The organism is Nocardioides limicola, from assembly GCF_016827675.1.
GTDB classification, from domain to species: domain Bacteria; phylum Actinomycetota; class Actinomycetes; order Propionibacteriales; family Nocardioidaceae; genus Nocardioides; species Nocardioides limicola.
The window spans coordinates 58,632-84,008 of sequence record NZ_JAERJA010000006.1; the positions used below are offsets into that span (position 1 = coordinate 58,632).

Annotated in this window: 24 protein-coding genes and 2 pseudogenes; 14 read left to right on the top strand and 12 right to left on the bottom strand. The window is 69.5% G+C overall.

The genetic code is table 11. The annotated features are described in order from the left end of the window. Positions 1-21: 21 nt before the first annotated feature. Entirely contained in the window at positions 22-1,377 is a 1,356-nt protein-coding gene (locus JKG67_RS12580; RefSeq protein WP_203337670.1) for an MATE family efflux transporter, read from the bottom strand. A gap of 493 nt (positions 1,378-1,870) precedes the next feature. On the opposite strand from JKG67_RS12580, the gene dnaB reads away from it, so the two are divergent. Continuing rightward, positions 1,871-3,283: a replicative DNA helicase gene (gene dnaB / locus JKG67_RS12585; RefSeq protein WP_203337671.1), complete on the top strand. Its 1,413-nt coding sequence runs from the start codon at positions 1,871-1,873 to the stop codon at positions 3,281-3,283. 180 nt (positions 3,284-3,463) lie between these two features. After that, a complete protein-coding gene (locus JKG67_RS12590; protein WP_203337672.1) occupies positions 3,464-4,090 on the top strand; it encodes a class I SAM-dependent methyltransferase in 627 nt (208 codons plus the stop codon). Positions 4,091-4,552: 462 nt separating this feature from the next. On the opposite strand, the gene JKG67_RS12595 is transcribed toward JKG67_RS12590, so the two are convergent. Beyond that, positions 4,553-5,185, bottom strand: coding sequence for a Crp/Fnr family transcriptional regulator (locus tag JKG67_RS12595; protein ID WP_203337673.1), 633 nt, complete (start codon positions 5,183-5,185; stop codon positions 4,553-4,555). Positions 5,186-5,255: 70 nt separating this feature from the next. On the opposite strand from JKG67_RS12595, the gene JKG67_RS12600 reads away from it, so the two are divergent. Then, on the top strand, positions 5,256-6,026 hold the full coding sequence (locus tag JKG67_RS12600) for a sulfite exporter TauE/SafE family protein (protein WP_203337674.1): 771 nt from the start codon (positions 5,256-5,258) through the stop codon (positions 6,024-6,026). Between the two features lie 145 nt (positions 6,027-6,171). On the opposite strand, the gene JKG67_RS12605 is transcribed toward JKG67_RS12600, so the two are convergent. Further along, the gene (locus tag JKG67_RS12605; RefSeq protein ID WP_203337675.1) at positions 6,172-6,714 is read right to left on the bottom strand and encodes a TetR/AcrR family transcriptional regulator; all 543 of its coding nucleotides are present in this window, start codon (positions 6,712-6,714) and stop codon (positions 6,172-6,174) included. A gap of 68 nt (positions 6,715-6,782) precedes the next feature. Here JKG67_RS12605 and JKG67_RS12610 point away from each other — a divergent pair, with 68 nt between their 5' ends. Continuing rightward, positions 6,783-7,733, top strand: a complete 951-nt coding sequence (locus JKG67_RS12610; protein WP_203337676.1) for an alpha/beta hydrolase — start codon at positions 6,783-6,785, stop codon at positions 7,731-7,733. A 161-nt stretch (positions 7,734-7,894) separates the two neighbouring features. Then, positions 7,895-8,206: pseudogene (locus JKG67_RS19235) on the top strand (DUF1990 family protein); the annotation flags it as partial. A gap of 151 nt (positions 8,207-8,357) precedes the next feature. On the opposite strand, the gene JKG67_RS12620 reads toward JKG67_RS19235, so the two are convergent. Beyond that, the gene (locus JKG67_RS12620) at positions 8,358-8,753 is read right to left on the bottom strand and encodes a RidA family protein (RefSeq protein ID WP_203337813.1); all 396 of its coding nucleotides are present in this window, start codon (positions 8,751-8,753) and stop codon (positions 8,358-8,360) included. Positions 8,754-8,885: 132 nt separating this feature from the next. Between JKG67_RS12620 and JKG67_RS12625 the strand changes: the two genes are divergently transcribed. From JKG67_RS12625 to JKG67_RS12645, 5 genes are all read left to right on the top strand, one after another. Continuing rightward, entirely contained in the window at positions 8,886-9,857 is a 972-nt protein-coding gene (locus tag JKG67_RS12625) for a helix-turn-helix transcriptional regulator (protein WP_203337678.1), read from the top strand. 320 nt (positions 9,858-10,177) lie between these two features. Further along, positions 10,178-11,758 (top strand): ATP-binding cassette domain-containing protein, encoded by a 1,581-nt coding sequence (locus tag JKG67_RS12630; RefSeq protein ID WP_203337679.1) that lies wholly within the window; start codon positions 10,178-10,180, stop codon positions 11,756-11,758. 59 nt (positions 11,759-11,817) lie between these two features. Continuing rightward, positions 11,818-11,988 carry a TetR family transcriptional regulator gene (locus JKG67_RS19240; protein WP_203337680.1) on the top strand — a complete coding sequence of 57 codons (171 nt, stop codon included), beginning with the start codon at positions 11,818-11,820 and terminating at the stop codon, positions 11,986-11,988. After that, the gene (locus JKG67_RS12640; protein ID WP_307816548.1) at positions 11,967-12,701 is read left to right on the top strand and encodes a DUF6069 family protein; all 735 of its coding nucleotides are present in this window, start codon (positions 11,967-11,969) and stop codon (positions 12,699-12,701) included. The genes JKG67_RS19240 and JKG67_RS12640 overlap by 22 nt, the downstream gene beginning before the upstream one ends. Then, positions 12,698-13,489, top strand: a complete 792-nt coding sequence (locus JKG67_RS12645) for an SRPBCC family protein (protein WP_203337682.1) — start codon at positions 12,698-12,700, stop codon at positions 13,487-13,489. Before JKG67_RS12640 ends, JKG67_RS12645 begins: the two co-directional genes overlap by 4 nt. Before the next feature lie 122 nt (positions 13,490-13,611). Here the strand turns inward: JKG67_RS12645 and JKG67_RS19245 are convergent. The 3 genes and pseudogenes from JKG67_RS19245 to JKG67_RS12660 form a co-directional block, all read right to left on the bottom strand. Continuing rightward, positions 13,612-13,821, bottom strand: a pseudogene (locus JKG67_RS19245) (GrpB family protein); the annotation flags it as partial. Positions 13,822-14,509: 688 nt separating this feature from the next. Next, positions 14,510-14,938 carry an ester cyclase gene (locus JKG67_RS12655; protein ID WP_203337684.1) on the bottom strand — a complete coding sequence of 143 codons (429 nt, stop codon included), beginning with the start codon at positions 14,936-14,938 and terminating at the stop codon, positions 14,510-14,512. Beyond that, positions 14,935-16,407 (bottom strand): FAD-binding oxidoreductase, encoded by a 1,473-nt coding sequence (locus JKG67_RS12660; RefSeq protein ID WP_203337685.1) that lies wholly within the window; start codon positions 16,405-16,407, stop codon positions 14,935-14,937. The genes JKG67_RS12655 and JKG67_RS12660 overlap by 4 nt, the downstream gene beginning before the upstream one ends. Positions 16,408-16,419: 12 nt before the next feature. Here JKG67_RS12660 and JKG67_RS12665 point away from each other — a divergent pair, with 12 nt between their 5' ends. Further along, the gene (locus JKG67_RS12665; protein ID WP_203337686.1) at positions 16,420-17,586 is read left to right on the top strand and encodes a LuxR C-terminal-related transcriptional regulator; all 1,167 of its coding nucleotides are present in this window, start codon (positions 16,420-16,422) and stop codon (positions 17,584-17,586) included. Between the two features lie 63 nt (positions 17,587-17,649). Here the strand turns inward: JKG67_RS12665 and JKG67_RS12670 are convergent, their stop codons facing one another. After that, the gene (locus tag JKG67_RS12670; protein ID WP_307816549.1) at positions 17,650-17,856 is read right to left on the bottom strand and encodes a DUF3556 domain-containing protein; all 207 of its coding nucleotides are present in this window, start codon (positions 17,854-17,856) and stop codon (positions 17,650-17,652) included. Next, entirely contained in the window at positions 17,805-17,996 is a 192-nt protein-coding gene (locus tag JKG67_RS12675; protein WP_203337814.1) for an FAD-dependent oxidoreductase, read from the bottom strand. Before JKG67_RS12675 ends, JKG67_RS12670 begins: the two co-directional genes overlap by 52 nt. A gap of 248 nt (positions 17,997-18,244) precedes the next feature. Here JKG67_RS12675 and JKG67_RS12680 point away from each other — a divergent pair, with 248 nt between their 5' ends. The 3 genes from JKG67_RS12680 to JKG67_RS12690 all read left to right on the top strand — a co-directional run bounded on the left by JKG67_RS12680 (position 18,245) and on the right by JKG67_RS12690 (position 21,685). After that, entirely contained in the window at positions 18,245-18,535 is a 291-nt protein-coding gene (locus JKG67_RS12680; protein WP_203337687.1) for a virulence factor, read from the top strand. Positions 18,536-18,622: 87 nt separating this feature from the next. Next, on the top strand, positions 18,623-21,172 hold the full coding sequence (locus tag JKG67_RS18900) for a helix-turn-helix transcriptional regulator (protein WP_203337688.1): 2,550 nt from the start codon (positions 18,623-18,625) through the stop codon (positions 21,170-21,172). A gap of 66 nt (positions 21,173-21,238) precedes the next feature. After that, entirely contained in the window at positions 21,239-21,685 is a 447-nt protein-coding gene (locus tag JKG67_RS12690) for a cupin domain-containing protein (RefSeq protein WP_203337689.1), read from the top strand. Positions 21,686-21,733: 48 nt separating this feature from the next. Here the strand turns inward: JKG67_RS12690 and JKG67_RS12695 are convergent, their stop codons facing one another. The 3 genes from JKG67_RS12695 to JKG67_RS12705 are packed head-to-tail and all read right to left on the bottom strand — an operon-like array spanning position 21,734 to position 25,160. Beyond that, positions 21,734-22,402: a response regulator gene (locus JKG67_RS12695; protein ID WP_203337690.1), complete on the bottom strand. Its 669-nt coding sequence runs from the start codon at positions 22,400-22,402 to the stop codon at positions 21,734-21,736. Next, on the bottom strand, positions 22,399-24,459 hold the full coding sequence (locus JKG67_RS19105; RefSeq protein WP_203337691.1) for a sensor histidine kinase: 2,061 nt from the start codon (positions 24,457-24,459) through the stop codon (positions 22,399-22,401). The genes JKG67_RS12695 and JKG67_RS19105 overlap by 4 nt, the downstream gene beginning before the upstream one ends. After that, positions 24,456-25,160 (bottom strand): hypothetical protein, encoded by a 705-nt coding sequence (locus tag JKG67_RS12705; RefSeq protein WP_203337692.1) that lies wholly within the window; start codon positions 25,158-25,160, stop codon positions 24,456-24,458. Before JKG67_RS12705 ends, JKG67_RS19105 begins: the two co-directional genes overlap by 4 nt. Positions 25,161-25,377 lie beyond the last annotated feature (217 nt).

The following is a 25,377-nucleotide window of genomic DNA, read 5'->3' on the forward strand; positions in this document are numbered from 1 at the left end:
ACCCTAATGGCAGGGCGCGGGTCAGGCTGCGCCGGTGATCAGCCACCGGTCGCCGCGCGCCCGCTGCACGAGCACGACGCAGCGTACGCCCATGAACAGCACCGCGAACGCTACCCACAGCCAGGTGAGCGAACCGCCGCCGAGCGCCACCAGCAGCGCGGCCGGCGCATAGGCGATCAGGACCACCAGGCCGCCCCAGGCCAGGTAGGCGCCGTCCCCGGCACCGATCAGCACCCCGTCGAGGACGAAGACCACACCGGCCACCGGCTGGGCGAGCGCGGCGACCACCAGCACCGGCACCAGCAACGCGTGCACGCCCGGGTCGGGGGTGAAGAGCCTGCCCACCACCGGTGCGACGGCGGCCAGGGCGAGCCCGGTGACCACGCCCGAGGCGACGCCCCACTGGATCATCCGCGCCGTGGCGGCCCGCGCGGCGGGCACGTCGCCGGCGCCCAGGTGTCGGCCGGTGATGGCCTGGGCGGCGATGGCGATCGCGTCGAGGGTGAAGGCGAGGAAGGTCCACAGCGTGAAGGCCAATTGGTGGGCCGCGAGGACGGTGCCGGAGTCGTCGATGACCAGTCGTGCTGCCGCATAGGTGGTGACCAGCAACGCGGCGCGCAGGGTGAGGGTGCGGATCACCAGGGGTACGCCGGCGCGCATCGCCCGACGGACCCCGGCCAGGTGCGGGCGCATCCGGGATCCGTCGCGGCGGGCGGCCCGGGCCACCACCCAGAGCAGCAGCCCGGCGCCCAGGCTCTGGGCGATCACGGACCCGACGGCCGCCCCGGCGATGCCGAGCGCCGGCGCCGGCCCCACGCCGTACACGAGGACGACGTTGAGGATCACGTTGAGGACGTTCGCGACGACGGCGACCAGCAACGGCGTCCGGGTGTCCTGCAGGCCACGTAGGATTCCGGTCGCGGCGAGCATCACCAGCACCGGGGTCACGCCGAGCAGGCTGATCCGCAGGTAGGTCTCGGCGTGTTCGGTCACCGCGGCGCCGGCGCCGAAGAGGCCGACCAGGCGGCTGGCGGCCACCACCCCGATCAGCGTGGCGAGACCGCCGATCAGGACCGCCAGCCAGACCCCGTCCATGCCTTGGCTGAGCGCGTCGCGGCGCCGGCCGGCACCGAGCAGGCGGGCGACCTGGGCGGTGGTGCCGTAGGCGAGGAAGATGCACATCCCGACGACCGTCTGCAGGACCACCGCGGCGACGCCGAGGCCGGCGAGTTCGGCGGTGCCGAGGTGGCCGATGATGGCGGCGTCGGCGAGCAGGAAGAGGGGTTCGGTGATCAGCGCGAGCAGGGCCGGGAAGGCGAGCCGGAGGATCTCGTAGTCCTGTGCCCGGGTGGCGGGGGAGCGACGGAACCTGGGCACCGCCCGAGGGTACGACGTCGACACGCGGCGTTGACCTGCGGATTCGTCGGTGGAACACGTTCATTACCACCGAGGCGGCCTGTGAGTAAAGGGGCACTTCCTGTGGATCACGCCGAGCCGTCGCTAAGTCGACAAAGCCGCGAATGTGACCTGGGTCATGCCATTGGGTGGCCAGCAGATGAACAAAGAATCTTCCAGAAACTTTCTATCCACAGGCGGTGGACAGCGTTCGTGCAGGTCAGAGGGGGTGAACAGGGTGATAACTCGCGGGTATCCACAGGACGATCCCCAGTCTGTTCACACCGTGCCGCGTGTCGTCCACGCGTGTCCCCAGGTTATCCACAGGGGCCTGTGGACAAGGTGGTTCCATTGCGGGTGCTCCGCGGCGTACGGTCGCGTGTCTGCACCCGGATCCGCCGTCACGGAATCTGTCGGTGGCCGTGGTTAGCGTGGCGGTGTCGAGTCGTTCAGATGAGTCCAGGTAGGGGAGCCGATGAGCATCGTCGAGGACACGAGGCCACCGCTGGGGCCGGAGCCGGAGTTCGGTGACGGCCCGGCGTCGTACGAGCCCGGTCACGCGCCTCGACACCCCGGCGATCGGACGCCGCCCACCGACGATGCCGCCGAGCAGAGCGTGCTCGGTTCGATGCTGCTCAGCAAGGACGCGATCGCGGACGTGATCGAGGAGGTGCGGGGCACCGACTTCTACCGGCCGGCTCATGAGCTGATCTTCGACGCGATCCTGAACCTCTACGGCCGGGGTGAGCCGGCCGACCCGGTGACGGTGGCCGACGCACTGCAGCGCCGCGGTGAGTTGCAGCGCGTCGGCGGCGGCCCGTACCTGCACACCCTGTCGGCGAACGTGCCGATCGCCGCCAACGCCGGCTACTACGCCTCCATCGTCCGGGAGAAGGCGGTGCTGCGCCGGCTCGTCGACGCCGGCACCAAGATCGTGCAGATGGGGTACGCCGCCGAGGGCGACGCCGACGACGTGGTGGACGCCGCCCAGGCGGAGGTCTACAAGGTCACCGACAAGCGGGCCAGCGAGGACTACGCGCCGCTGAGCGACATCATGGAGGGCGTCCTCGACGAGATCGAGGCGATCGGCAACCGCGACGGCGGCATCTACGGCGTACCCACCGGCTTCGCCGACCTCGACGAGCTCACCAACGGCTTCCACGCCGGCCAGATGATCATCGTGGCGGCGAGGCCCGCTATGGGGAAGAGCACCCTTGCTCTGGACTTCTGCCGGGCGGCGTCGATCCACAACAACCTGACCAGCGTCTTCTTCAGCCTCGAGATGAACCGCGCCGAGATCACCATGAGGCTGCTCTCGGCAGAGGCGAAGGTGCCGCTGAACCACATCCGCAACGGCGAGATGACCGACGATGACTGGGCCAAGTTGGCCCGGAAGATGGGCGAGGTCTCCTCGGCGCCGCTGTTCATCGACGACTCGCCGAACATGACCATGATGGAGATCCGGGCCAAGGCGCGGCGCCTGAAGCAGCGCCACGACCTGAAGCTGATCGTGATCGACTACATGCAGCTGATGACCTCAGGCAAGAAGGTCGAGTCGCGGCAGTTGGAGGTCTCGGAGTTCTCCCGGAACATCAAGCTCCTGGCCAAGGAGCTTGAGGTCCCGGTGATCGCGCTCAGCCAGCTCAACCGTGGCTCGGAGCAGCGCGCCGACAAGAGGCCGATGATGAGCGACCTTCGCGAGTCGGGCAGCCTCGAACAAGATGCCGACATGGTGATCCTGTTGCACCGTGACGACGCCTATGAGAAGGAGTCGGCACGCCCCGGTGAGGCCGACGTGATCGTGGCCAAGCACCGCAACGGCCCCACCCGAGACGTCGTCGTCGCGTTCCAGGGGCACTACTCGCGGTTCGTGGACATGGCCCACTGACACCAGCAGTTGTGTCGAGATGCAGGAAAGATTGCCGAGCTTTCCGCGGGGAAGATTGACGAGTCCGGTCCACGAGCATCTGGTCAACGTACAGATCCGGCTGCTCGGCCCTTGCCCCATCAGCGGCCAACTCCGGATGTGCACTACGTATCGGAGGGTAGTTCTGGAACCATGGCCGCCGTGAGCGCACAACCGGGCTACGACGAACTCGCCTCCGCCTACGACGAAGCCTTCCCCGTTGCATACACCTCCGCGGTGGAGCGCCACGCGGTTGCCATCTTCGCCGATGCCGTCTTGGCGAGTGGGCTGACCGGGACCGTCCTTGACATCGGTTGCGGCACCGGGCATGTCGCTCACGACCTTTCGAAGCGCGGCATCGACGTCGTGGGTGTCGACCCATCCGAGGCAATGCTGGCCCTTGCTGCAAAGCGTTACCCAGACATCCGGTGGTCTCAGGGTGACGCGAGGATTTCTCATCTGGCCGCAGACGATCGGCTAGCAGGCATCATCGCCCGCTTCAGCCTCATCCACTTGGACCCCCAGGTGGTGCCGGAGATCCTTACCGCCTGGGTTGAGCGTCTTCAGCCCGGCGCCCACGTCCTGGTCGCGTTCCAGTGCAGCGATGATGCTGCAGAGCCAGTCGTCGAGTTCCCGCACCGGGTCGCCCGCGCGTGGAGGTGGCGTCCAGACGCGTTGTCAACTGCGCTGACCGCTGCAGGACTGTCCGAAAAGTGGCGCTCCATTGCTTCGCCTGACGACTTGCATCGCTACCCCGAATGTCATCTTCTTCATCAGATCCCGGTGTAGCGAGCGGCCGCGACGCCGGCCAACGGCTGCGGAGCGGGAATGTCTTCCGACCTAGCTCGGTGGGCGGAGTTCGGGCGGGAACTCGTCGTTCTTCGAGTAGTAATCGATCGCGCGAGTTCGCTGCTCAGGGGTGAGGCTGTCGAGCCACTGGTCGAAGCGCGCGCCGCCACCGTGGCCCCAAGACTAGGGCCGGCCGCTCGCTGCACCGCCAGCGCTCGAGGTCGTCAAGGGCACCTGAGACGGCGTAGCGCTGCCCGGCTCCCCGTGGATGACCGGCGCCGGGCGTGACGGCAACTGTGACAGGCTGAGGTGGTGGACCTCGGCTTCCGCGGGGAGGTCGCCGACCTACACCGGTACCGGCGGGGGGGGTGCCCGGATGAACCGGCCTGCGCCAGTGGGGGACGGACACACGGGTGTGCCGTGCGGGGTGGACGGTGCCGTCACGGCTGGGCGTTGCCGGCTTCACCGGGGCTGCATCTGGATGCGGTTTCGGCGGACCCGCACCAGGCCTTCGTCAGTGAGCGCGCCGAGGGCGCGGGTGACCGTGACCCGCGACAGTCCGAGCTCAGCGGCGAGGCCATCTTGCCCGTCGTCGAGCGCGATCGCGCCTTGAGAGTCGGCCATCTCACGCAGGCGATCCAGCACCCGAGTAGCGGGATCCTGGATCGCTGCGTCCAGGAAGTCGGCACGCGAGCGGTTGGCCTGAGTGGCGAGGTGGAGGGCGGTCTGCAGGAGCACCGAACGGTCGGACTCGACCAAGTCCAGGAACAGTGCTCGGGGGATGGTGCGGACGCGGCAGCGGGTGAGCGTCATCCACGTGAACAGGTGGTTCTGCCCGGCGAGCGCAGTGGCCTTGTCAATGGCGACGGGGGCGTCGTCGACCCGGATCCGGGCGACCCGCCCGCTTGCGGAGGTGCGCAGGGCGACGGCGCGCCCGGCCTCGATGATCTGCAGCGAGTCGCACGGCTCACCCTCGAGCGCGAGCACGGTGTCGGCGGGGACCATCCGGGCCGAGCTCTGGGAGGTCACGCGCTCGCACGCGGTGTCGTCGAGGCCACTGAACAGGGGGATCTTCCGCAGGGCGTCGAAGTCCATGACCACAAGTATGCGCCGTGCGTATCGCGCGATACGGAGTACAGGCGCCTGCCGCCCTACCGTGACGCTCGTGCCTGATGGTTCCGCCGATCTCATCCTCGTCATCGCCGCCGTCATCGGCGTCAGTGCCGTGCTCCAAACGAGCACAGGGTTCGGGTTCGCGATCCTCAGCGCCCCACTGCTGACCGCACTCGTGGGCGGCCCGATGGCGGTCACCACCATCACGATCACGGGGGCAACCGTCGACGCCCTGATCCTGGGCGGAAGGCGCACCCTTCCGCGACCCGACTGGCGCAGCGTCGTCGTGCTGGCGCTGTGGTCCACGCCCGGCATGGTTCTCGGAGCTGTGGCGCTGGCCAGGATGCCTCAGTCCGGGCTGCAGCTGCTGGTCGCGGCCGCTGTCCTCCTGGCGGTCGCCCACCGGGTGTACGCCGTCCGCCGTGACCTAGAGGAGTCATCACAGGCCACGCGCGTCCGAAGGCGTGGGTGGCACGCTCCTGTCGCCGGCCTCACCTCGGGGGCTCTCGGCACGTCGACCACCTTGGCCGGACCACCCGTGGTCATGTATCTCACCCGACATCTCGGAGACCCGCTGACAACGCGGGACACCCTGGTCGCGCTGTCCCTAGTGCGGCTCCCGCTGGCGATCCTCGTCCTCACGCAAGCCGGAGCCTGGGCTCCGCCCACCTCGGGGCTGTTCGTCATCCTTGCCGCCGGGGTCGTCGGCTGTGTCGCCGGACAGGGCGTGCACGCGCGCCTGGACCACCGGTCCTACCAGCGCGCGACTCTCGGACTCCTCGCCGTCGCGGCCGCCGCCGCGACCATCGCGGCGGTGATCTGAGATGCAGGGCACGCCGGCGAAGCGCGCCCTCCATTGACAGGGCATCCGGTCGTCCCGAAAACCGAACCTCCCAGGGGCACGCCGCAGGTCGCCGGTCGAGACCGCCCGGTCATAGCCGATGAGCGAGTGCAGGGATGTGAGTCCGTCAGAGCGCCGCGAGTCGCTGCACGAGGGAGTGACACAGGTCCGCGGTCGCGCCGGCGTCCAGGTCGTGAGTGACGGCTCCCTCGATGGCGAAGGTGACGACCGCGGCCTCGGCGTCGCGTTGAGCGCCCGAGACCTGGATGGTCAACTGCTCCTCGAAGAGGGCTTCCACCTGCCGGTGGAAGTCGGAGTGCCACTCCGCGATTCGCGGTGACCTGGCTACGCGGGCATGAACGGTGGCGACCAGGTGGCGTACTGGCCTCAGGTTGTCGACGAGCCACACGAACTGCTGCGCCAGGGATTGGTGGGCGACAGTCTCGTGCTGCTGGAGGAGAACCTCCAGGTACAGGTCGGCGACCGCGACGAACAGTTCGTCCTTGTCACCGAAGTACCAGTACAGGGTTGTTGGGGTGACTCCGGCGGCGGCGGCGATCTTGCCCATCGATGCCCCGTCGTAGCCCGCCGAGAGGAACAGTGAACTGGCGGCGGCAACGATCGCGTCGCGCTTCGCCTGCCGGGACTCGTCGTGTCGGTTACGTGGCACACCTCATCTTGACAGGCATTCAAGAGCGATGCCAGCATCTCTTGAATACCAATCAAGAGGAGCTCCTTGTGATCGACCGCAGCGAAGTCTTCTTCCCCTCAGGGGAGGATCGATGTCACGCATGGCTGTATCTGCCCGAGGGCGCGACCCCGGCGACTCCTGCGCCGGTTCTCGTCATGGGCCACGGCCTAGGGGCCATCAAAGAGATGCGTCTGGCCGCGTTCGCCGAACGATTCCAGGCCGAGGGATACGCCTGCCTTGTCTTCGACTACCGCCACTTCGGGCAGAGCACGGGCGAGCCCAGGGAGCTGCTGAGCATCCCCCGGCAGCGCGAGGACTGGCGGTCAGCGGTGGCCTTCGCACGCACACTGCCCGACGTCGATCCAGCCTCGGTGATCGTGTGGGGCACTTCGTTCGGAGGAGGACATGCCATCGTTACGGCCGCCGACGATCCCTCCATCGCGGCGTCGATCGCGCAGTGCCCCTTCACTGACGGGTTCGCGTCCCTGACGAGGATTCCGCCCAGAGCGGCTGCTCGCCTGACCCTGGCGGCGCTCCGCGACCTCCTCGCCGCAGCAACCGGAGGCGAACCCGTGCGGGTGCCGGTTGCTGCCCTCCCCGGCGAGGTCGCTCTGATGAGTGCGGACGACGTCTCCGAAGGAGTGCTCGAGTTGCTTGAAGCGTCCGGTCTCACCGAAGCCGAGTACAGGTCCGAAGTCCCGGCTCGCATCGGCCTCGCTGTGCCCCTCGCGAGACCAGGTCGCCGAGCTAAGGACCTGACCAAGCCTGCCCTGTTCTGCGTCTGCGACCGCGACACCGTCGCCCCCGCACGAGCCACACTGCGCCACGCCGCCAAAGCACCCAAGGGAGAGGTCCGCCGCTACGACGCCGGCCACTTCGACATCTACCTCGGCGACGACTTCGACCAGGTCATCGCCGATCAGATCGCGTTCCTACGGCAACACGTGCCGTCGCGCCTCAACGGGACAACCAACGTTGGTGACGCCGGCGGAGTGTGAACGCGCCACATTCGCGAGCTCTTCGGCGTCTTCCTATGCCGCGATCGGCTCGCTCCTGATGACGTGCGGGTGCCGGTCCTCGATGATGTCCTCGTGGCAGTACGCGAACTACCGGCCCATCGGGCCGCGGCGCTGCGCGCGCACCCTTCACCTACGAGCAGGTCGGGGCAACCGCCGGCGAGCGACCGGTGGGGTACGACTGGTTGGAGCGCTCCGCGCCGTTGGCCCGTCGAGACTTCGAGGGTGCATCCACGGACCTGTTCATGTGGCGACTCCACGAGCGGGCCGGACTCCGCGTGCAGGCATCTGAGTCACCGCTCCGACAGGACACTGTAGTTCTTATGCATCTCGGCCTGGGTCCTGCCTCACGCTTGGCCACTCTCGGCGGACCCATCACACGGAGGGTGCAGCAACTGATGACCACGCGCTATCTGCGCGCGTTGGACCGTCCCGAATCTCGACATGTTCGCTGAGGCAGGTGTTCAGGCGGGTCGGAGTGGGTGCGACTGGTCCAGGCGCAGCGCTGGTGGCAGGCGCCGATCGTACTCAGCTCACGCATCAGCAGTCATCTCCACTGCCTGCTGCCCGCGCTATCGGTGGCCGGCGCGGGCAGCAGGGAATCGCTCAGGCGACCGCGGTCCCTTCGAGTTCGATCATCTGGCCGGGAATCGCCAGCCGAGTCACGCCGAGCATGGTGGTTGCCGGCGCTACCTGGGCGGCTCCTAGCCGCGAAGCCAGCACTCCGTAGTGCTGGAAGAGCAGGTCGACGTCGGTGGTGTAGACGTTGAGCCGGACGAGGTTGGCCAGCGACATGCCGGCCGCCGTGAGCACGGCCTGTAGGTTGTCCAGGCTCAACGCAACCTGGGCTGCCATGTCTCCCTCATGCCGGGGAGTTCCGTCGGTCCCCATCGCGGTCTGCCCAGAGCAGTACAACGTCCGCGTGTGGCCGGCGACCACCTCGCCCTGGTTGAACCCCATCTCCAACGACCACGTCACCGGGTTTACGGCCACTCGTTCGATTGCCACATCAGCTCCATTCAGGTTCCTACGGGGCGTGTCCCCGATTGCGCGTCGCCGCGGTTCGGCGGCGCGTCATGAACCCTGCCGTTGAATCACGACACCTTGTGTCAGGTATTCGATAGCGTCTCTCACGTGCGAGCAGATCGGCTGGTGTCCTTGGTTCTACTGCTGCGTCAACGCGGCCAGCTGACCGCGGACACGCTGGCCCAGGAGCTCGAGGTCTCTCAGCGCACTGTCCTGCGCGATATCGAAGCGCTTTCCGCAGCCGGCGTCCCCGTCTACGCCGAACGTGGCCGGTACGGCGGGTTCTCCCTGTTGCCGGGGTTCCGGACAGAGCTCACCGGCCTCAACCACGACGAAGCCCTCGCGCTGCTCACCGCCGGCTCGGGACCCGGCGAGCAGATCTTCGGACTCGGAACCGCTCTCGCATCAGCCATGCGGAAAATCGTTGGCGCGCTCCCCGAGAGCCACCAGGTCGCTGCGAACATCGCGGTCCAGCGAATCCTCGTCAATCCCGATACCGACCTGCTCTCCCGTCGCCTGACCCAAGACCAGCTGCCTGACGCCACCCTGATAGTGGTGCGCCGCGCGGTCCTCGCCGGACGCAAACTGCGGATCCACTACGCCTCCCGCGACCAGCCACCTCAGTGGCGCACGGTGGACCCGATCGGCCTGGTCACCGTGCGAGACAAGGGCTACCTGCTGGCCACCGAATCCGGCACTGACCGGACCATGCGGATATCGCGGATCCACGCCGCCGAAGAGCTCCCCGAACGGGCGCAGCGAGCAGATCAGGTCGACCTCGAACACATCTGGGCCCAACGCTGTGCCCAGTTCCTGTCCGAGGGCCACATCCCCGTTCAGGTACGGGTGAACCCGGCGCGCCGGGATGAGCTACTCGACATGGCCGAAGCCGTGCGCGCCGAAGAGCCCGAACCAGACGGCTGGCTACGCCTCGAGGTCACCTTCCAAGACCTCTGGCATGCAGAGTGGGCGCTATGGCAACTCGGCACCAACGCCGAAGCACTCGCCCCGCCCGAACTGCGCGCCGCGCTGCACACTCGGGCACGCGCGGTCGCCGACCGCTATCGAGAGCATGCCTGAGCCCGAACCGATCCGGCGCGCGCCCACCCGGTGCCTGCCCACTTCGGAGCGAGGTCGAAACCCACCAGCACCGGTGCGACTCAAGAACTGAGCGGTGTCGAACCCGCCCCATTCGGGGCTGATCGGGATCGGACGCCACGCCAGGCTCGGCACATCTCCGGGGGCAAGCCGACGTGGAAAAAGACCTGGGTACGCAGCCCACGACCGGGCACTCGAAGCGAACTGACAGCGCGGCACAGTGAACAACCCGTCGGGAGGGCCGCCTACCTTCCTCCCATGTGCGCACAGAACCAAGGGGACGTTGTCGCTCGATCGAACGGTTGGAGGCCGAGTCGGACCTCCGTCGCTTGAACAACGAGTACTGCCATGGAGCAGACAAGCGGGACCGGGATCGATTCGCCGCTGTCTGGGCACCGCAGGCGGTCTGGGTGGTCGGCCCCCAGCAACAGTTCGAGGGCGTCGACGTGATCTGCGATGCGGTGGCCCGGCAGTGCGCAGCGTTTCGACGGATGCTGCAGTGGACACGCGAGGCGCTGGTCTGGAAGAACACCGCGCTGCGACTGATCAACGGGCTCATCCCTCACTTTCACGAGGGCAACCTCAGCGGCGCCGCGCGCACGGGTGAGATCGACGTACCCTCCACACCGCTCGACCGGATCGGACGACGAACCGGGACCGTGCTCCAGCATCCCCGTCGCCAGTTCTTCACCGACACTGTTCGCGCCGAGCTCTCCTTCGCGATGGAGAACTTCGCCTTCGACCCCGTGCGCGCCCGCGACCGGCTGACGGTGGTGATCGAGGAGTACGGTCTTGCCGGGCTCGTGTCGGCCCGGCTCTCAGAGCTCTCCGGTGGCCAACAGCAGGCCGTCGCCACCGCCGCGGCCACTGCGCATGAGCCGGACGTGCTGCTTCTCGACGAACCGACCTCCAACCTGTCTTCGGACGCCTTCGCCCGGTTCCGGATCAACCTGATGCGCCTCAAGGAGCAAGGGACGACGATCGTCATCGCCGAGCATCGCGTGCACCAACTCCGTGAGATTGCCGACCGCACGGTGTTGCTGCGGGACGGACGCGTCGACACCATCTGGGATGCCGACCAACTCGCCAAGCTGGACGATTCTGACCTCCTGAGTCTGGGTCTACGCGCCCAGTGCCCCCCGGCACGGCTGCCGCCCGTGCCGGCCGCTGGTGCCAGCATCGCGGCCGGCCCGCTGTCGCCAGTGGGGGTTTCGGAGTCGTCCGGCGTCACCCTCGACGGGGTGCGCTGCCACTTCCGTGGCCGGCTGGTGCTCGCTGTCGATCACGCCCTGTTCCGGGCGGGCAAGGTGACCGCGATCCGCGGGCCCAACGGCGTCGGCAAGACCACCCTGGTGCGCGCGATCGCCGGTCTGCAGCGTCACGCCGGGGCCGTCAGCATCGATGGCCGACGGGCATCGCGTTCACGGCGACAGCGCGCCACTTCGATGGTGATGCAAGACGTCCAGCGGCAACTCTTCTCCGACTCGGTGTCGGCTGAGCTCACCGTCGGTCTCCCTGCCGACCTGCGTGCCCGAACTCGTGTCGACGCCGCCATGCACGACCTGAACCTCCACGGTCTCGGGGATCGCCATCCGCTTTCGCTGTCCGGAGGTCAGCAGCAACGCCTGGTCGTCGCGGCGGTGCGCCTCGCCAGACGGTCCGTGGTCATCTTCGACGAACCCAGCTCCGGCGCCGACCGGTTCCACCTCGAAGCCGTCGCCGCGGCCATTCGTAGCGTGGCTGACGAAGGGGCGACGGTCCTGCTCGTCAGTCACGACGAGGAGCTCGTCACGCTGGCCGCCGACGCCGAGCTCCGCCTCCGTATCCCTGGATCGACACGTCCGGGCGTGCGAACCGATCACGAGCGAGTTCCCATGCCGTGAACTAGCGAGGATCGCTAGATCATGCCGCGCGCTCGCCGAAGCACGACTCCGAGACGATCGTGGCGGCAGCACGCGACCTGCTGATCTCCGGAGGCCCACGCGCTGTCTCGGCCCAGGCCGTGGCCGCAGCGCTGTCTGCTCCGTCGGAATCCATCTACCACCGATTCGCCAGTCGCGAGGCCCTCGCTGCGGAGGTGTGGCTCGATTCGTGCGGACGGCAGTGTCGCTGACCGTGATCTCGTTGGTCCCGCCTTTCCTCGTCGGGGCAAACACCGCCACCGCCACCGCGCTCCTCGGGCTACACCTGGTCGCTGCGGCGGTGATGACTATTGACAATTTTTCTTGTCAATGCCACGGTGGCGTCATGCAGGACGTCGAGGTCATCGAGAGCGCAGAGGCAGCCACCGCCGCGCTGGATCCGGTCCGGGCCCGGCTGCTCGGTGAGCTGGCCGTCCCGGCCTCCGCCGCCGGGCTCGCCGCCCGGGTCGGCATCGCGCGCCAGAAGGTCAACTACCACCTCAAGGCGCTCGAGGCGCACGGCCTGGTGGAGCTGTCCGAGGAGCGCCGGCACGGGGGCATCACCGAGCGGGTGCTGCAGGCGTCGGCGGCGTCGTACGTCGTGTCGCCGGCGGCCGTCAGCGCGTCCGCGGCCGACCCGGACGCCAACGCAGACCACCTGTCGGCGGGCTACCTCGTCGCGCTGGCCGGCCGGCTGGTGCGCGAGGTCGGCGCCCTGGTGCGCCGGGCCGGAGCGTCCGGCAAGCGCCTGCCGACGTTGACCATCGACACGCAGGTCGGCTTCCGGTCGGCCGCCGACCGGGCTGCCTTCGCGGACGACCTGACCGCCGCGGTGCTCGACCTGGCCGCTCGCTACCACCACGACCACGGGCGCCCGCACCGGCTCGTCGTCGCCGCCCACCCACTTCCTGAGGAGAGCGCATGAGTACCACCCCGAACGTCCCGTACCGCCTGGAGTTCAGCGTCGAGGTGCCGGGCACCCCGGAGCAGGTCTGGCAAGCCATCGCCACCGCCAAGGGCATGAGCGCCTGGTTCCTGCCGACCGAGATGGAGGAGCGCGAAGGCGGATCCCTGCACTTCACCATGGGCCCCGAGATGGGCTCGGACGGCCAGGTCACCGGCTGGGACCCGCCGCGCCGCCTCGTCTACGAGGAGGACTGGGCCGCCCTCATGGGCAAGGACCCGGATGCGCTCAGCCCGCTGACGTCGGAGTTCCTCGTCGAGGCGCAGTCCGGCGGCACCTGTGTCGTGCGCGTCACCAGCAGCGGCTTCGGGACCGGCGCCGCCTGGGAGTCGGAGTTCTGGGACGACATGGGCTCCAACTGGATGCCGTTCTTCGACAACCTGCGCCTCTACCTGTCGCACTTCCCCGGCCAGGAGGCCACGCCGCTGGAGGCCACCGCCTCCCACCCCGGCGACGCGGAGGCGCTCTGGTCAACCCTGCACGACGCGCTCGGGCTGGGCGATGAGGGCGCGACGGTCGAGGTGCGCGGCGCCACCGGCACGGTCGAGCGTGTCGGCGAGCGGCAGACGCTGGTCCGGCTCACCGCGCCGCTGCCCGGGATGCTCAGCGTCTTCGCGTACGGCGAGGGCGACGGCAAGGCGACGGCGGGCGTACGGGCGTACCTGTTCTCCGCCGACGCGGCGGACTACGTGCGGCGCGAGGAGCCGGCCTGGCAGGCCTGGCTGCAGGGGCTCTCCGTCCCCGCCTGAACCTCTGCGCGGAACCGTACACCCCTGCCCGCGAGGCTCACTGTGCGAAGGTCGAGAAGGCAGCCAGAGCGTCTTCCCCAACTCGGAACTGACTTCAACCCTCGCGGACGTTCCGCGCCGCACTATGAGTGCTCAGTAAGCACCCGGGCGACGAACGCAGACTTGGCCTCGGTGTAGCCGGGCCGGTCGAGGGCATGCTCACGCAAGAGTCGCCTCTTGAGGTTCTGGTACTCCTGCCGAAGCGTCACGTCCGAGCGAAGCGCGTCCCTGAAACGCAGGCGCAGACGCCACTCTTCGGAGTCCGCCTCGATCAACGACAGGTAGTGCGTCCGCCACTCGTCTGGCCCTTCGGAAGGAAGACCCGACTCTCGTACACCCGGTCGGTCAGGCGGAGTTCCAGGGCTCGACGTGGGAGTCCGAACGCGTCATCCTTCACCCGAGGCATGCTAGGCCAGGCGGCCGCATGCCCAGGCACTCAGATAGCCACGAGCTGGTCGTTGGCGTCGCGCCAACGCTTGACCATCGACGAACCTAAGCCGGAGCAGCTCGCCGCGTCGCATCCCGGTGCGGGCCAAGGCGATGACCATGAGCCGGTCGAGCAGGTTCGGCAGAGCCCGCGCCGCGTTCATGAACGCGACAGCCTTGGCGTCGTCGAGGAACCTCGGCAGGGGCCTGTCGAGTCGGGGACGGTCGCTGGCGTAGACCGGGATCCGTGCCGGGGCGTCGTCGTAACTGCCGTCGGCGACGAAGACCCGGCGTTCGCCGATGCGGACATCGCCGAACCGCAGCCTGAGGACCTCGCAGCTGCGGGGCCTTGCGGGCCGGGGTCACCCTTCTCGCCCTGCCTGCTCCAAGTCAGCTGGGTCTCGTTCCGGCCGCACGCCTCACCGCTTTCAGCGTCGATGACTCGCTGCGGCCACTACCGTGCCGGGGGAGAAGATTCTGCGCTTGGTCGATGTTGCTGTGCCACGTCGGTCGCCTCCTGAGCCTGCATTCGGTAGTCGGCTGTCTGCTGCGCACTCACCACGACTTCTGCTCACCCACCACGCCCAGTTGCCGCATCAGCCCGAGGGTGTCCCACTGTCCGTGCTCTTCGATGATCTTGCCGTCGAGCACGCGGTGGATGTCGACGCCGGTGAAACTGACCTGCTTGCCCGTCGCGGGCACGCCGAACAGCTCGCCGCCCTGGCGGCCGGTGGCCGACCAGCGGGTGACCACAGTGTCACCGTCGGCGATCTGCTCCTCGATGGTGATGTGGAGCTCGGGAAAGACCTTGGCGAACTCCTCGCACACGGCGCGGTAGGCGGCCTTGCCGCGCACGGGTTCCGGGAAGGCCGGGTCGTAGGAGACGACGTCGTCGCTGACCAACTCGTCGATGACGGCGAGGTTCCAGGTGGAGATCAGCTCGTCGAACTTGCGGCGGACGAGCGCCTTGTTGGTGGAGTTCATGATGTACCTCCCGGTGGGATGTTGTGGTTGAGCCGGAACAGGTTGCCGGGGTCGTAGCGCCGCTTGATCGCGACGAGCCGGTCCCAGGTGGCGCCGGGGTACGCGCAGCGCAGCCGGGACGGGCCGTCGTTGCCGAGGAAGTTGACGTAGGCGGAGTCGCAGCTGCCGTCGCGGATCGCTGCCGCGAGGTGTTCAACCCAGGCTTCGTGCCTCGGCCGGTCCTCGGAGCGCTTGTAGATGACTGCAGCGGTGGCCATCACGCGACGGCTCCGGTGGGCGAAGGCGGTTGCCTCGGCGTGTACCCGGGCCATGGCACCGCCGAGCGGTCGGAGCTCGACGCTGGCCATCGGCGCGGACGTGGCGCGGATCTGCTCGATGATCGTCTCCGCATCCGCGAGGGTGATCGAGTCGACGAACATCGACCGCACGGCGACCAGCGGCTGGTCGTACTCCTCGTCCATCTCATACAGCCCGCGGTAGGGCATGGCCCGTACCAGGTCGACGATGGGTGGTGCCAGGCCCCGCAACCGCGCGACGGCCCGTTCGCCCGCGTCGGTGGCGCCCGCGTAGCACAGGCGGATCATGATGGCGGGCGTGCCATGGTGCTCAGGTGGCACGAACGGCAGTGGCGGCGCGACCATGATGTCGGCCATCACGGTCAACTCGTCCGGGGCCGCGAGTGCTTCCTCGACGAGCGAGACGACCACCTTGGGCGTCGCGGGCAGCATCAGCATGCCGCCCACGATCGTCGGGATCTCGTGCAACCGGAACTTCATGCGCGTCACCACGCCGAAGTTGGCGCCGCCGCCGCGGATAGCCCAGAACAGCTCAGGTTCGGTCGCGGCATCGATGTGGCGCACCTCGCCGTGGGCCGTCACGACCTCGGCGGCCAGCAGGTTGTCGATGGTCAGCCCGTGTTTGCGCACCAGGTAGCCGATGCCCCCGCCCAGCGTCAGGCCACCGATCCCGACCGTGCCGGTGTCACCGAAGCCCGTCGCCAGCCCGTAGGCGCCGACGGCTGCGGTGTACGCACCGGCGGTCAGCCCGGTCTGCGCCCACGCGGTCCGGTGCTCGACGTCGATGTCGAGCGCGCGCATCAGCGAGAGGTCGAGCACGATGCCGTCGTCGCACACGCCGTAACGGGAGAGGCTGTGGCCGCCGCAGCGGACGGCGAGCGGCAGCCCGCTCTCCCGCGCAAGCGTGACGACCCGAGCGACCTGGGACGTGCCCGCAGGGCGCAGGATCACCACGGGCCTGCGGTCGGGCCCGCCGATGAAGACCGTGCGGGCCTGGTCGTAGCCGGCGTCGCCCGGTGCGATCACCTCGCCATCGAACTCCGAGCGCAGACCCGCGAGTGGAAGGTCAAGCCGGTCGTGGGTGTCAGCCATAGTCATGGCTTCACGATGATCCAGCCGCCGGCCCGGGCCTATACCAGGAATCTGGCATCTCCGCTGGGAGGAAACGGGCATATGCTGCGATATGTGAGTGCGTACTCCAAGGAGCGCGCCATCGAGCGGATTGCGCGGCTGGCGCGCTCAGGCTTGGACGTTGACAGCTTCTTCCAGGCAGCGGGCGAGGTGATCATGTCCGCAGTCCCCGCCTGCGAGTCGCCATGCTGGACCACTTTCGACCCGGCATCACTGCTGATCACCAGCTCCCATCAGGAGGGCTGGCCAGAACTACCACCGGAGGCGTTGGCTGCCGAGTATCTCGAGGACGATCCTCTGAAGTCCCTCGATGTCGCTCGCTCGGAGCGGGGCATCCAGACGTTGCAGGAAGCCACCGGCGGCGACCCCAACCGCAGTCGTGCGTACCGCGAGTACATGGCGCCGGCCGGGATTCGACACTCCGTGGAAGCCGCCCTGCGCACCCGGACAGGCCAGACGTGGGGCACTGTCGGCCTGGCACGCCAGGTCGGCCAGCCAGATTTCGACACCGACGACCTGGAGTTCCTGCTTGCGATCGCCGTGCACCTGGCGAACGGTGTGCGGCAAGGGCTACTGGTCGGCGAGGCCACCGACCCCGAGGGACCCAACTCGCCAGGGCTGGTCGTCCTTGACGCCGACTGGGGCGTCGAGTCCCTCAGCCCGGACGTGGACCGCTGGCTCGCCGAACTGCCCGGCGAGTGGAAGAAGCACGGCGCACTGCCACCTTCGGTGGTGGCGGTGGCTGCGAGCGCACTGCGTACCGCGCGTGACGAGAACGCACCCGGTGAGGTCGCCATCGCGCGGGTGCTCTCTCGGGCAGGGCGCTGGATCGTCCTGCACGGGGCCGCACTGGTCGCCGCGGGTGGAAGGCGAGCCGCGGTCATCGTCGAGCCCGCGCACCCGGCCCGCATCGCTCCCTTGCTGATGGCCGCCTACGGCCTGACCGAACGCGAGCAGGAGGTGACCCGGCTCATCCTGCGGGGCGAGGGCACCGCACAGATCGCTGCTGCGTTGGTCGTCTCCCCGCATACCGTGCAGCAGCACCTCAAGAGCGTGTTCGACAAGACCGGCGTCCGCAGCAGGCGGGAGCTCGTCAGCAAGATCTTCTTCGCCCACTACGAACCCCGCGTCCGCGACAACGAGCACCGCGTCATCACCGACCGGCCGATACGAGGCGGCCCATTTCCCTGGCCAGGCCTCGTCGGTGACGGGCGGCGTTAGACACCTCCACCGCCGATTCGGGCAGCACGAGCGGCTTGGCGCCGCCGGGCGCCACGTGCCGGCTCAGGATGGGTGATGGTGCAAATGGGTGGCCGGTGTTCGTTCCCGCGACCAGGTCATCTGGGTTGGGATCGGTCCGTTCGGCAGCCAGGGCTGCTCGGCGACCGCGTCAGCGACATGCCAGGTGCCGCGCTCGATCACACCAAGGGCTGCGTCGATCACCTTGTAATGTTGCACCCGGGAGTGGCTGGCCTGCGACTCGACCCACACGATGATCCACTCGCCTGGGGCGAACGCACGTCGGCGACCCCGGCCCTCGCGAGGTGGTAGGCCGTGCTCAGACCCATCACGCCGCCACCGATGATGACGACCGAAGCTCGTGTCGGGACCTCAGTAGCTGCCACAGTCATCCTCGATTCGGGAAGGGTGATCCTCCGGACAGACTTATCGTGACCGCGCCCACACTTTCGAACAAGAGGACTTTGCCGACAACAGTTGAGGATCCTTGATGTGTCCCGACTGAGCCTCACCCAGCTCGCGTCCTGCACGTCCGCGGCGACCTGCTGACGCACCCGGTCGGGCTGCTGTACGAGCCGCGTGTCCACCTCCAGCACCGACCGAAGCGGGGGCTCCGGCCTCCGAGCCTAGGCTCGGAGCCATGACGGAGTACCAGGTGACTCGATGGCGCGATCTGCCGTCCATGGTCGCGGCCCGGGCGGGCGACGAACAGGTGAAGGTCCAACTCGCAGCGCGGTTCCAAGAGGCGATCGATGAGGCCGCGATGCGGCTCGGTGATACCGGGGCCGACGACTACCTCGCAGGTTGGGAACGCTCCCCCTGGACCGAGGCCGACGGGACCCCGGCCGAGGTGCTCGACCGAGTCGCCGCCGAGCTCGACGCGCAGTGGCCGGCCGACACGATCGCCGAGTACCTCGACGGGCTGGGTTGACGTGGCCTGGTGCCAGGCGGCGCGGCGCTTTCGCACAGCAGCCTGCGAGTAGTGCGCAACTCGGATCAGGCTCGCTAGCCTGACGCCATGGAGAGGCCGTGGCCGCTCATCGGCCGGGACGAGGAGCTGCGCAAGGTTGCGGCGGCGATCCGGCCGGGTGCGGCGGGGATCGTAGTGGCGGGCCCGGCCGGGGTGGGCAAGACCCGGCTCGCCGGCGAGGCGCTAGCGGTTCCCGAGGGACGGGGAGCGACCGTCGTCTGGGCCCACGGCAGCACGGCGGCCCGGCCGCTGCCCCTCGGTGCGTTCGCCGGCCTGCTCGACGTCCAGGCCGGCGACGCCGCAGAGATCATCGGCCGGGCGCTGGACCAGCTCACCCGGCAACGGCCGCTGGTGCTGGCCGTCGACGACGCGCACCTGCTCGACGAGCACTCCGCGATCGTGCTGCACCGCGTCGTCGTTCGGCAGCTTGCACCGGTCGTGGTCACCCTCCGGACCGGGGAACAGGCACACGACACGGTGACGTCTCTGTGGAAGGACGACCACCTCCCGCGTCTGAATCTGGCCCCCCTGGACGCCGCCGAGACCACCGGCCTGGTCGCGCGGGTGCTCGGCGGTCCGGTCGAGTCGGCCTCCGCGCACCGGCTGTGGACCTTGACCGAAGGCAGCCCGCTGTTCCTGCGGCATCTCCTGGCCGGTGAAGTGGCGGCAGGCCGGTTCACCCCGGCGTCCGGGATCTGGCGGTGGACCAGCGAGCCGACGATCTCCCCGGAGCTTGCCGGCCTCCTCGAGCACGAGATCGGCAGCCTGGCGGCGGGGGTGCAGGACGTGGTGGACCTGGTCGCGCTGGCCGAGCCGGTGGCGGTCCCGACGTTGTCCGCGCTGACCTCGTCTGCGGACCTCGAACAGGCCGAGGACCGGGGCCTGGTGCGCACCGACGGGCTGGTCGCCAGGCTGGCGCACCCGCTGTACGGGGAGGTCCGCCGCGCCGCCATGGGTACGCTGCGCGCCCGCCGGCTGCGCGGCCGGGTCGCGCAGACCCTGGACGCGGCGCCGGACCCGATCCCCCGAGCCGTGCTCACCCTCGACTCCGACCTGCCCCCCGAACCCGCGCTGTTCCTGCAGGCGGCCGAGGCTGCGACTCGGATGTACGACCTGCCGCTGGCCGAGCGGCTGGCCCGCGAGGCCGCCGCTACCGGCGATCCTGTCGCTCGGCTGGTGCACGCCGCTGCGCTGTCCTGGCTCAGCCGCGGTGACGAGGCCGAGGCGATCCTCACCGACCTCGCGGCGAGCTCCTCGGACCCGGCGACTCTCGCGCTGGTGCAGCTGCACCGCGCCGGCAACCTGCTGTGGACGATGGCCCGGCCCGACGAGGCACGCGAGGCGCTGGCCGCGGCCGAGGCCACCGGAGCGGCTCCGCTTCACGTCGCTGGGATGTCGCTCGCCCTGGCCGCCGCGGGCGGTGACCTTCCGCCCGTGCTCGCCCGCGGTCCGGAGCTCCTGCAGGAGGAGCTGCCCGACGACCTGGCCCGCATCCTGGTCGCCTCCGCGGTGTCCGCAGCGGCTGCGGTCACCGGCGGGCGCGAACTGCTCGACGAGGCCGCACTCGTGGGCGGGCTCACCGCCGACCGGGTGCCCACCGTCATCCCCGGGTTCGGGCTCGCGGACCTCCAGGTGCTCGGTCACCGGCTCGCGGGGACACCAGACCGGGCCCACGCCCAGGCCCGGAGAATGCAGGCCGCCTCGGTTGACCTCCCCGGCCCGGCCAGGCTGATGGGGCTGGTCGTTGCCGGTCACGCCGCCCTCGCGGGCGGGCAGCTCGGCGACGCGTCGCGGCTGCTGCGCGAGGCGTGGGCCGGGCTGGCGGACTCGGGGCACGAGTTCCGCTTCCGCTGCCGCACCCTGTTGGCGACCACCTTCGCCCAGGCCGGCCAAGCGGCGCAGGCCGCTCCCCTCCTGGACGGCATCGCCGCCGGGCAACATCCGGCGTACCGGATCTACGAGCCCGACGACCTCCTAGCGCGGGCGTGGGGAGCGGCCGCCGAAGGTGCGACGACCGAGGCGCTCGGCCACGCCCTCGCCGCGGCCGGCCTCGCCCATGAGAACGGGGCTCCCGCCTACGAGGTGCTCGCCTGGCAGACCGCGGTCCAGTTCGGCGACGCGACCGAGGCGCTTCCCCGCCTCACGGCACTAGCCGAGTTGAGCCCTCGGGCCGGGGTGGCCCACGCCCATGCCCGGGCATGGGCTGACCAGGACGCTCAGGCCCTGCTCGCTACGGCCGACGCCTGGACCCGCCTCGGCGATCTCCTGGCCGCCGGCGACGCAGCGGCTCAGGCGGCCGACGTACATCGTCGGCAGGGGCGGCAGGGTTCGGCGCTCTCCGCCGCGGCTCTCGCCGAGAAGCTGGCCGGCCGGTCCGGCGCCCGCACCCCGGCCCTTGCGATCGCGGCTCGACCGCTGCCGCTGAGCCCCCGCGAGCGCGAGATCGCCGCGCTGGCCGCCCGGGGGTTGACGAACAAGGACATCGCCGAGCGGCTGACCGTGTCGGTGCGGACGGTTGAGGGGCATCTCTACCGCGCCTGCCTCAAGCTCGACCTCTCCACGCGCACGGCACTGGCCGACGTTCTCGGAGACGAGTAGCGCACTACTCGCTCCCTTGGCGCTCCGCCGCCGGAGGCTGTTCACACCCCAGCCAGAGGAGGAGCCATGATCCCCATCCACGTCCGGCCCGGAGAAGGCCGGCACTACCCCATGATCGACGGCGACCACATCGCGAAGGCTGCCGTCCAGGACGACCGCGGAGCCTTCGAGGTCTTCGAGGTGATCGCGCCCGCCGCGCCGATGGCGCCCCCGCACGTCTCGCCGTGGACCAGCGTTCTGTTCCTGCTCCAGGGTCGAGTCACCGCACTCGTCGGCGCGACGTCGTACGACGTGGAGCCTGGCGGGTTGATCGTCTTCCCGGCCGGGACACCAAGCACCTTCGAAGTCGTCGGCGAGTCCGCCCGGTTCCTGGCGATCACCTCCGGTGACGGCGCCGGGCGGTTCTTCGCCGACTTCGCCGGCTCCGTTCCAGCGGACCGGCCGGTCGAGGACTCGATGGCGGCGATTCTGTCGGTGACCAGACGTCACGGCGTCGAGTTGGCGGGCGCGTAGGTCGCACCTGGGCCCGGAGGGGCAGGCGCCGGCGAGTCTTCCACGGCCCTAGCCCATGCCCGCGTCGCGGGCGCGGATGATCGCCTCGTGTCGGTCCGCCACCTGGAGCTTGGTCAGCACGTTGGAGACGTAGTTGCGCACGGTCTTCGGTCGGAGGCTGAGGCGGCGGGCTATCTCTGCGTTCCCGAGTCCGGTCGCCACCAACTCCAGGATGTCGTGCTCGCGCGCGGACAGTTCCACGAACGGTCCACGCGGGGCGGACGAACGGCGCTCGGCCACCAGGCCGAGCAGTCGCTGGGCCACGGACGGGGAGAACATGGCCTCGCCGATGGCGACCGCACGGATCGCAGCGACGATCCTCGCCGGGTCCGCATCCTTGAGCAGATAGCCGCGCGCGCCGGCACGCATCGCCGCGAACACCGTCTCATCGTCCAGCATCGTCAGCACGAGGATGCCTGCCTGCGGGTTGCTGTGGGACAACTCGACGATCAGGTCGATCCCGGAGACGTCGGGCAGCTTCAGGTCGACCACGACGACCTCGGGCGCCAGCCCGGACACGAGGGTCGCCGCCTCCCGACCGGTGCCGGCCTCGCCCACGACGACGATGTCCGGCTCGCGTTCGAGGCGGGTGCGGAGCCCGAGCCGGAACGTCGGGTGGTCCTCGACAAGGACTACCTCGATCAGGTCCGGGTCGGGGTTCACCGGCTCGGTCGTCATAACGGGATCCTGGCACGGACACAGGTCCCGCCGCCGGCTGCCGGACCGGTCGCGAACTCGCCGCCGAGCTCCTGGGCGCGGCGCAGCATGGACGTCATCCCCGCGCCAGGAACGGCGTCACCGAGACCCCGGCCGTCGTCGATGACGCTCAGGTGCACTGCTCCGTCCGCGACCAGCACCCCCACCGTGCAGTGGGTCGCCGCGCCATGCCGGGCGGCGTTGGTGAGGCTCTCCTGCACGATCCTGAGCACCGCCACCTCGACGGCGGCGGAGATCTCGGCGTGGGCGATGTCCAGGCTCACCTCGACGGGGAGACCGGAACCGGTGAATCGGTCGGCCACAGTGCGCAGCGCCACTGCCAGGCCACCGGCATCGAGGGCTGCGGGTCGCAGGTCGTGGGCGATCCGACGGATCTCGGCGAGAGCCTCATGAGTCATCGCGTCGAGCTGCTCCAGCTCGACGACCGGCTCGCCGCGCTGGCTGGCCTCATGTTTGAGCTTGTCCATCGCCAGGAGTTGGGTCGCCAGCAGGGGTCCCACCCCGTCGTGCAGATCGGAGCGAAGGCGGCGCCGCTCGTCCTCCCGCGCGGTCGCTGCGGTGGCCCGCGCCTCCTTGAGTTCGCGCGCCTCCTCCTCGGCCAACAGGACCAACGAAACGAAGGGCAGCACCTCGTGCAGGGTCCGCTGATCGGCCGCAGTCAGTCGCGCCCGCCCTTCGGGGGCGCACAGGTGTACCTCCCCCACTTTCAGGCCGTCGGCCTGGAGGACCTCGTGCCGGTGAACCCGCTGGCAGGGCGTGCCGTGATCCGAGACGGCGACTCCCTCCGCGTCGAGAACCGCGACATAGGGCGAGGCCATCACCGAGGCGAGGGATGCGGCCAGGTTCTCCGCGCCGCCGCTGGCGGGGGATATCGTCCGGGCGAGCTCGGCGGCCGCCGCACCGGGCGTGGCGCGCGAACCGAGAAGCCGAGTCCGCAGCCGCCCCCGCGCCTGGAAGGCTGCCAGGCCTCCGAGGAGGCCGAGCAGACCCACGATCAGGGCACCCAGCAGTGACGCCATCACCCCCGAGATCACCACGCTCGCGACCGCAACCGTGGCGACGTACACGCCGGCGACCAGCACCAGGGCGACCGCGTAGACCGTCGCTCGCCGGACCACGACGTCGACGTCATAGAGGCGATGCTTCATCAGTGCCAACCCCACGCCGAGCACGATCAGGCCGATGGCGCCGTAGTCCACCACCACCAACACCATCTGGACCGCGCCGAGCCAGCCGCCCAGGCCGGCGGCGATGGCCAGGCATTGGTTAGCAACCAGCACCACGATGCCCAACAGCGGCCACTTGCTCTGCTGGCGGGCGGTCCAGTCGGACACCCGGAGGTAGCGATGGACCGGCACGCCCAGGACGTAGGCGACGAAAACCAGGTCGAACGCGAGATTCGCGGCCTCCCATCCCTCCGGCCCGAAGCGACCGATCACCTCTCGCGCCGCGAAGAGCCCCACGACCCCCGGCCAAGCCCACCGCAGCCAACGAGGTGACCAGGTCCCGGTAGGAAAGAGCCCGAGGAACACCACGACGAGAGCGCCGACGGCGACGAGCACCCACCCGCGCTCCTCGCCACCGAACGGCCCGGCGGCCGTTGCGAGGACCAGGAAGGAGGTGACCAGGGAGACCGGCTGGTCGGGGGCGTGACGGACCAGGGCGAGCGCCACCCCGATGCTGAGTGCCAGGGTGGCCCAGCACAGCAGGATGACGACCAGGGCCCAGCTCGTCTCGGACATCCGCAGGGACTCGAGCAGCGCCAGGGTCTCGGAGGTGGGTTGCTCGAAGGTGCTGCACAGCTCCTCGCGGCACGGCGCGGAGAACCGCCGTACGGCGGTGGGAGTACGGGCGATCGCGTAGGCGACCGTCGCAACGCAGGCCAGGACCACTACCGATCGCCCGGCGGTCGCTCGTGGCGACCCCGCGACCCTCCCGGGGTCGACCGCCGAGCGCCCGGACTCCGGGGAGACCCCTCCGGGGTGGTCGGATGTCACGCCCTCGGGACGGCGGTTCACCCGATGATCCTAGCCTCCTGGCGGGTCCTGATCATCGCGATGCCGATCACCATGGCAAGCAGGCAGGCGGCGGCGGGGGGCATCCCGCCGGCGGCCGGGATCGGGGCCAGCACGGCCACCAGCACGGCGACCGCCGTCACGACAAGGCCGGTGCGGCGGGCGATGTCCAGCCGACGGAGATGGGCCGCGAGCGCGATGACCGCGAGGCAGCCCGCGATCACCGACACCGCCGTCGTGCTCTTGGCCAGGGCCGGGAAGTTCTCCCGCACCCACGGCATCGCGTCGCCCTCGGCGAGGAGGGAGAGGAACAGGGCCATGCAGCCCACCCAGGCGACGCCCGCCACCACGGCGGCCCCGCGGGCCAGCGCGCCGCGTCCCCCTGCCTGTCGCGTGACCAGCCAGATGCCCACGCCGAACAGGGCGAAGGCGATGATCGTCGGCGAGATGACGCCCAGCTCCAACCACAGCGACGTGTGCTCTTGCGCGATCGGGGCCAGCACGTCCCCGGGAAGGTCGTGCACGCTGAGACCGAGGCGATCCGCGGCGTCCTGCTCGGCGCGGAACCGGTCGGTGTTCAGCGACACGGCGATGACTCCCGCAGCGAACACCGGCAGGCTCGCTACCAGCAGCCAGCCGCTGCGGCGGAGAGGGACGGCGTCAGTCCTTGGTTGGACTGAGAGCGGTGGGACGGTCCTGGACATGGCTTCTCCTCGTTGGTCGAGTGCACGGATGCGTGAGCGTCGCAGTCCCGATGTCCCGCTGAACAGGGACAGAACGTCCTGGAGCGATGGGCGTAAAGAGCACGGATGCGGAGTCGCTGCCAGTTGACACTGGCCGGAGCAGGCGTAGCGTTCTAGAGGCCCCATTTCCAATGCGGGTCTGCGGCAGGAGGCCCGCTCTCTTCGAAGGGTTGGTCTC

Bases quoted from the DNA above. Each gene is read 5' to 3' on its own strand.
- JKG67_RS12645 (WP_203337682.1), top strand. From the start codon at position 12,698: ATGAGTACCACCCCGAACGTCCCGTACCGCCTGGAGTTCAGCGTCGAG.
- JKG67_RS12675 (WP_203337814.1), bottom strand. From the start codon at position 17,996: ATGACTGTGGCAGCTACTGAGGTCCCGACACGAGCTTCGGTCGTCATC.
- JKG67_RS18900 (WP_203337688.1), top strand. From the start codon at position 18,623: ATGGAGAGGCCGTGGCCGCTCATCGGCCGGGACGAGGAGCTGCGCAAG.
- JKG67_RS12680 (WP_203337687.1), top strand. From the start codon at position 18,245: ATGACGGAGTACCAGGTGACTCGATGGCGCGATCTGCCGTCCATGGTC.
- JKG67_RS12595 (WP_203337673.1), bottom strand. From the start codon at position 5,185: ATGGACTTCGACGCCCTGCGGAAGATCCCCCTGTTCAGTGGCCTCGAC.
- JKG67_RS12690 (WP_203337689.1), top strand. From the start codon at position 21,239: ATGATCCCCATCCACGTCCGGCCCGGAGAAGGCCGGCACTACCCCATG.
- JKG67_RS12660 (WP_203337685.1), bottom strand. From the start codon at position 16,407: ATGCCCGTTTCCTCCCAGCGGAGATGCCAGATTCCTGGTATAGGCCCG.
- JKG67_RS12695 (WP_203337690.1), bottom strand. From the start codon at position 22,402: ATGACGACCGAGCCGGTGAACCCCGACCCGGACCTGATCGAGGTAGTC.
- JKG67_RS12705 (WP_203337692.1), bottom strand. From the start codon at position 25,160: ATGTCCAGGACCGTCCCACCGCTCTCAGTCCAACCAAGGACTGACGCC.
- JKG67_RS12655 (WP_203337684.1), bottom strand. From the start codon at position 14,938: ATGAACTCCACCAACAAGGCGCTCGTCCGCCGCAAGTTCGACGAGCTG.
- dnaB (WP_203337671.1), top strand. From the start codon at position 1,871: ATGAGCATCGTCGAGGACACGAGGCCACCGCTGGGGCCGGAGCCGGAG.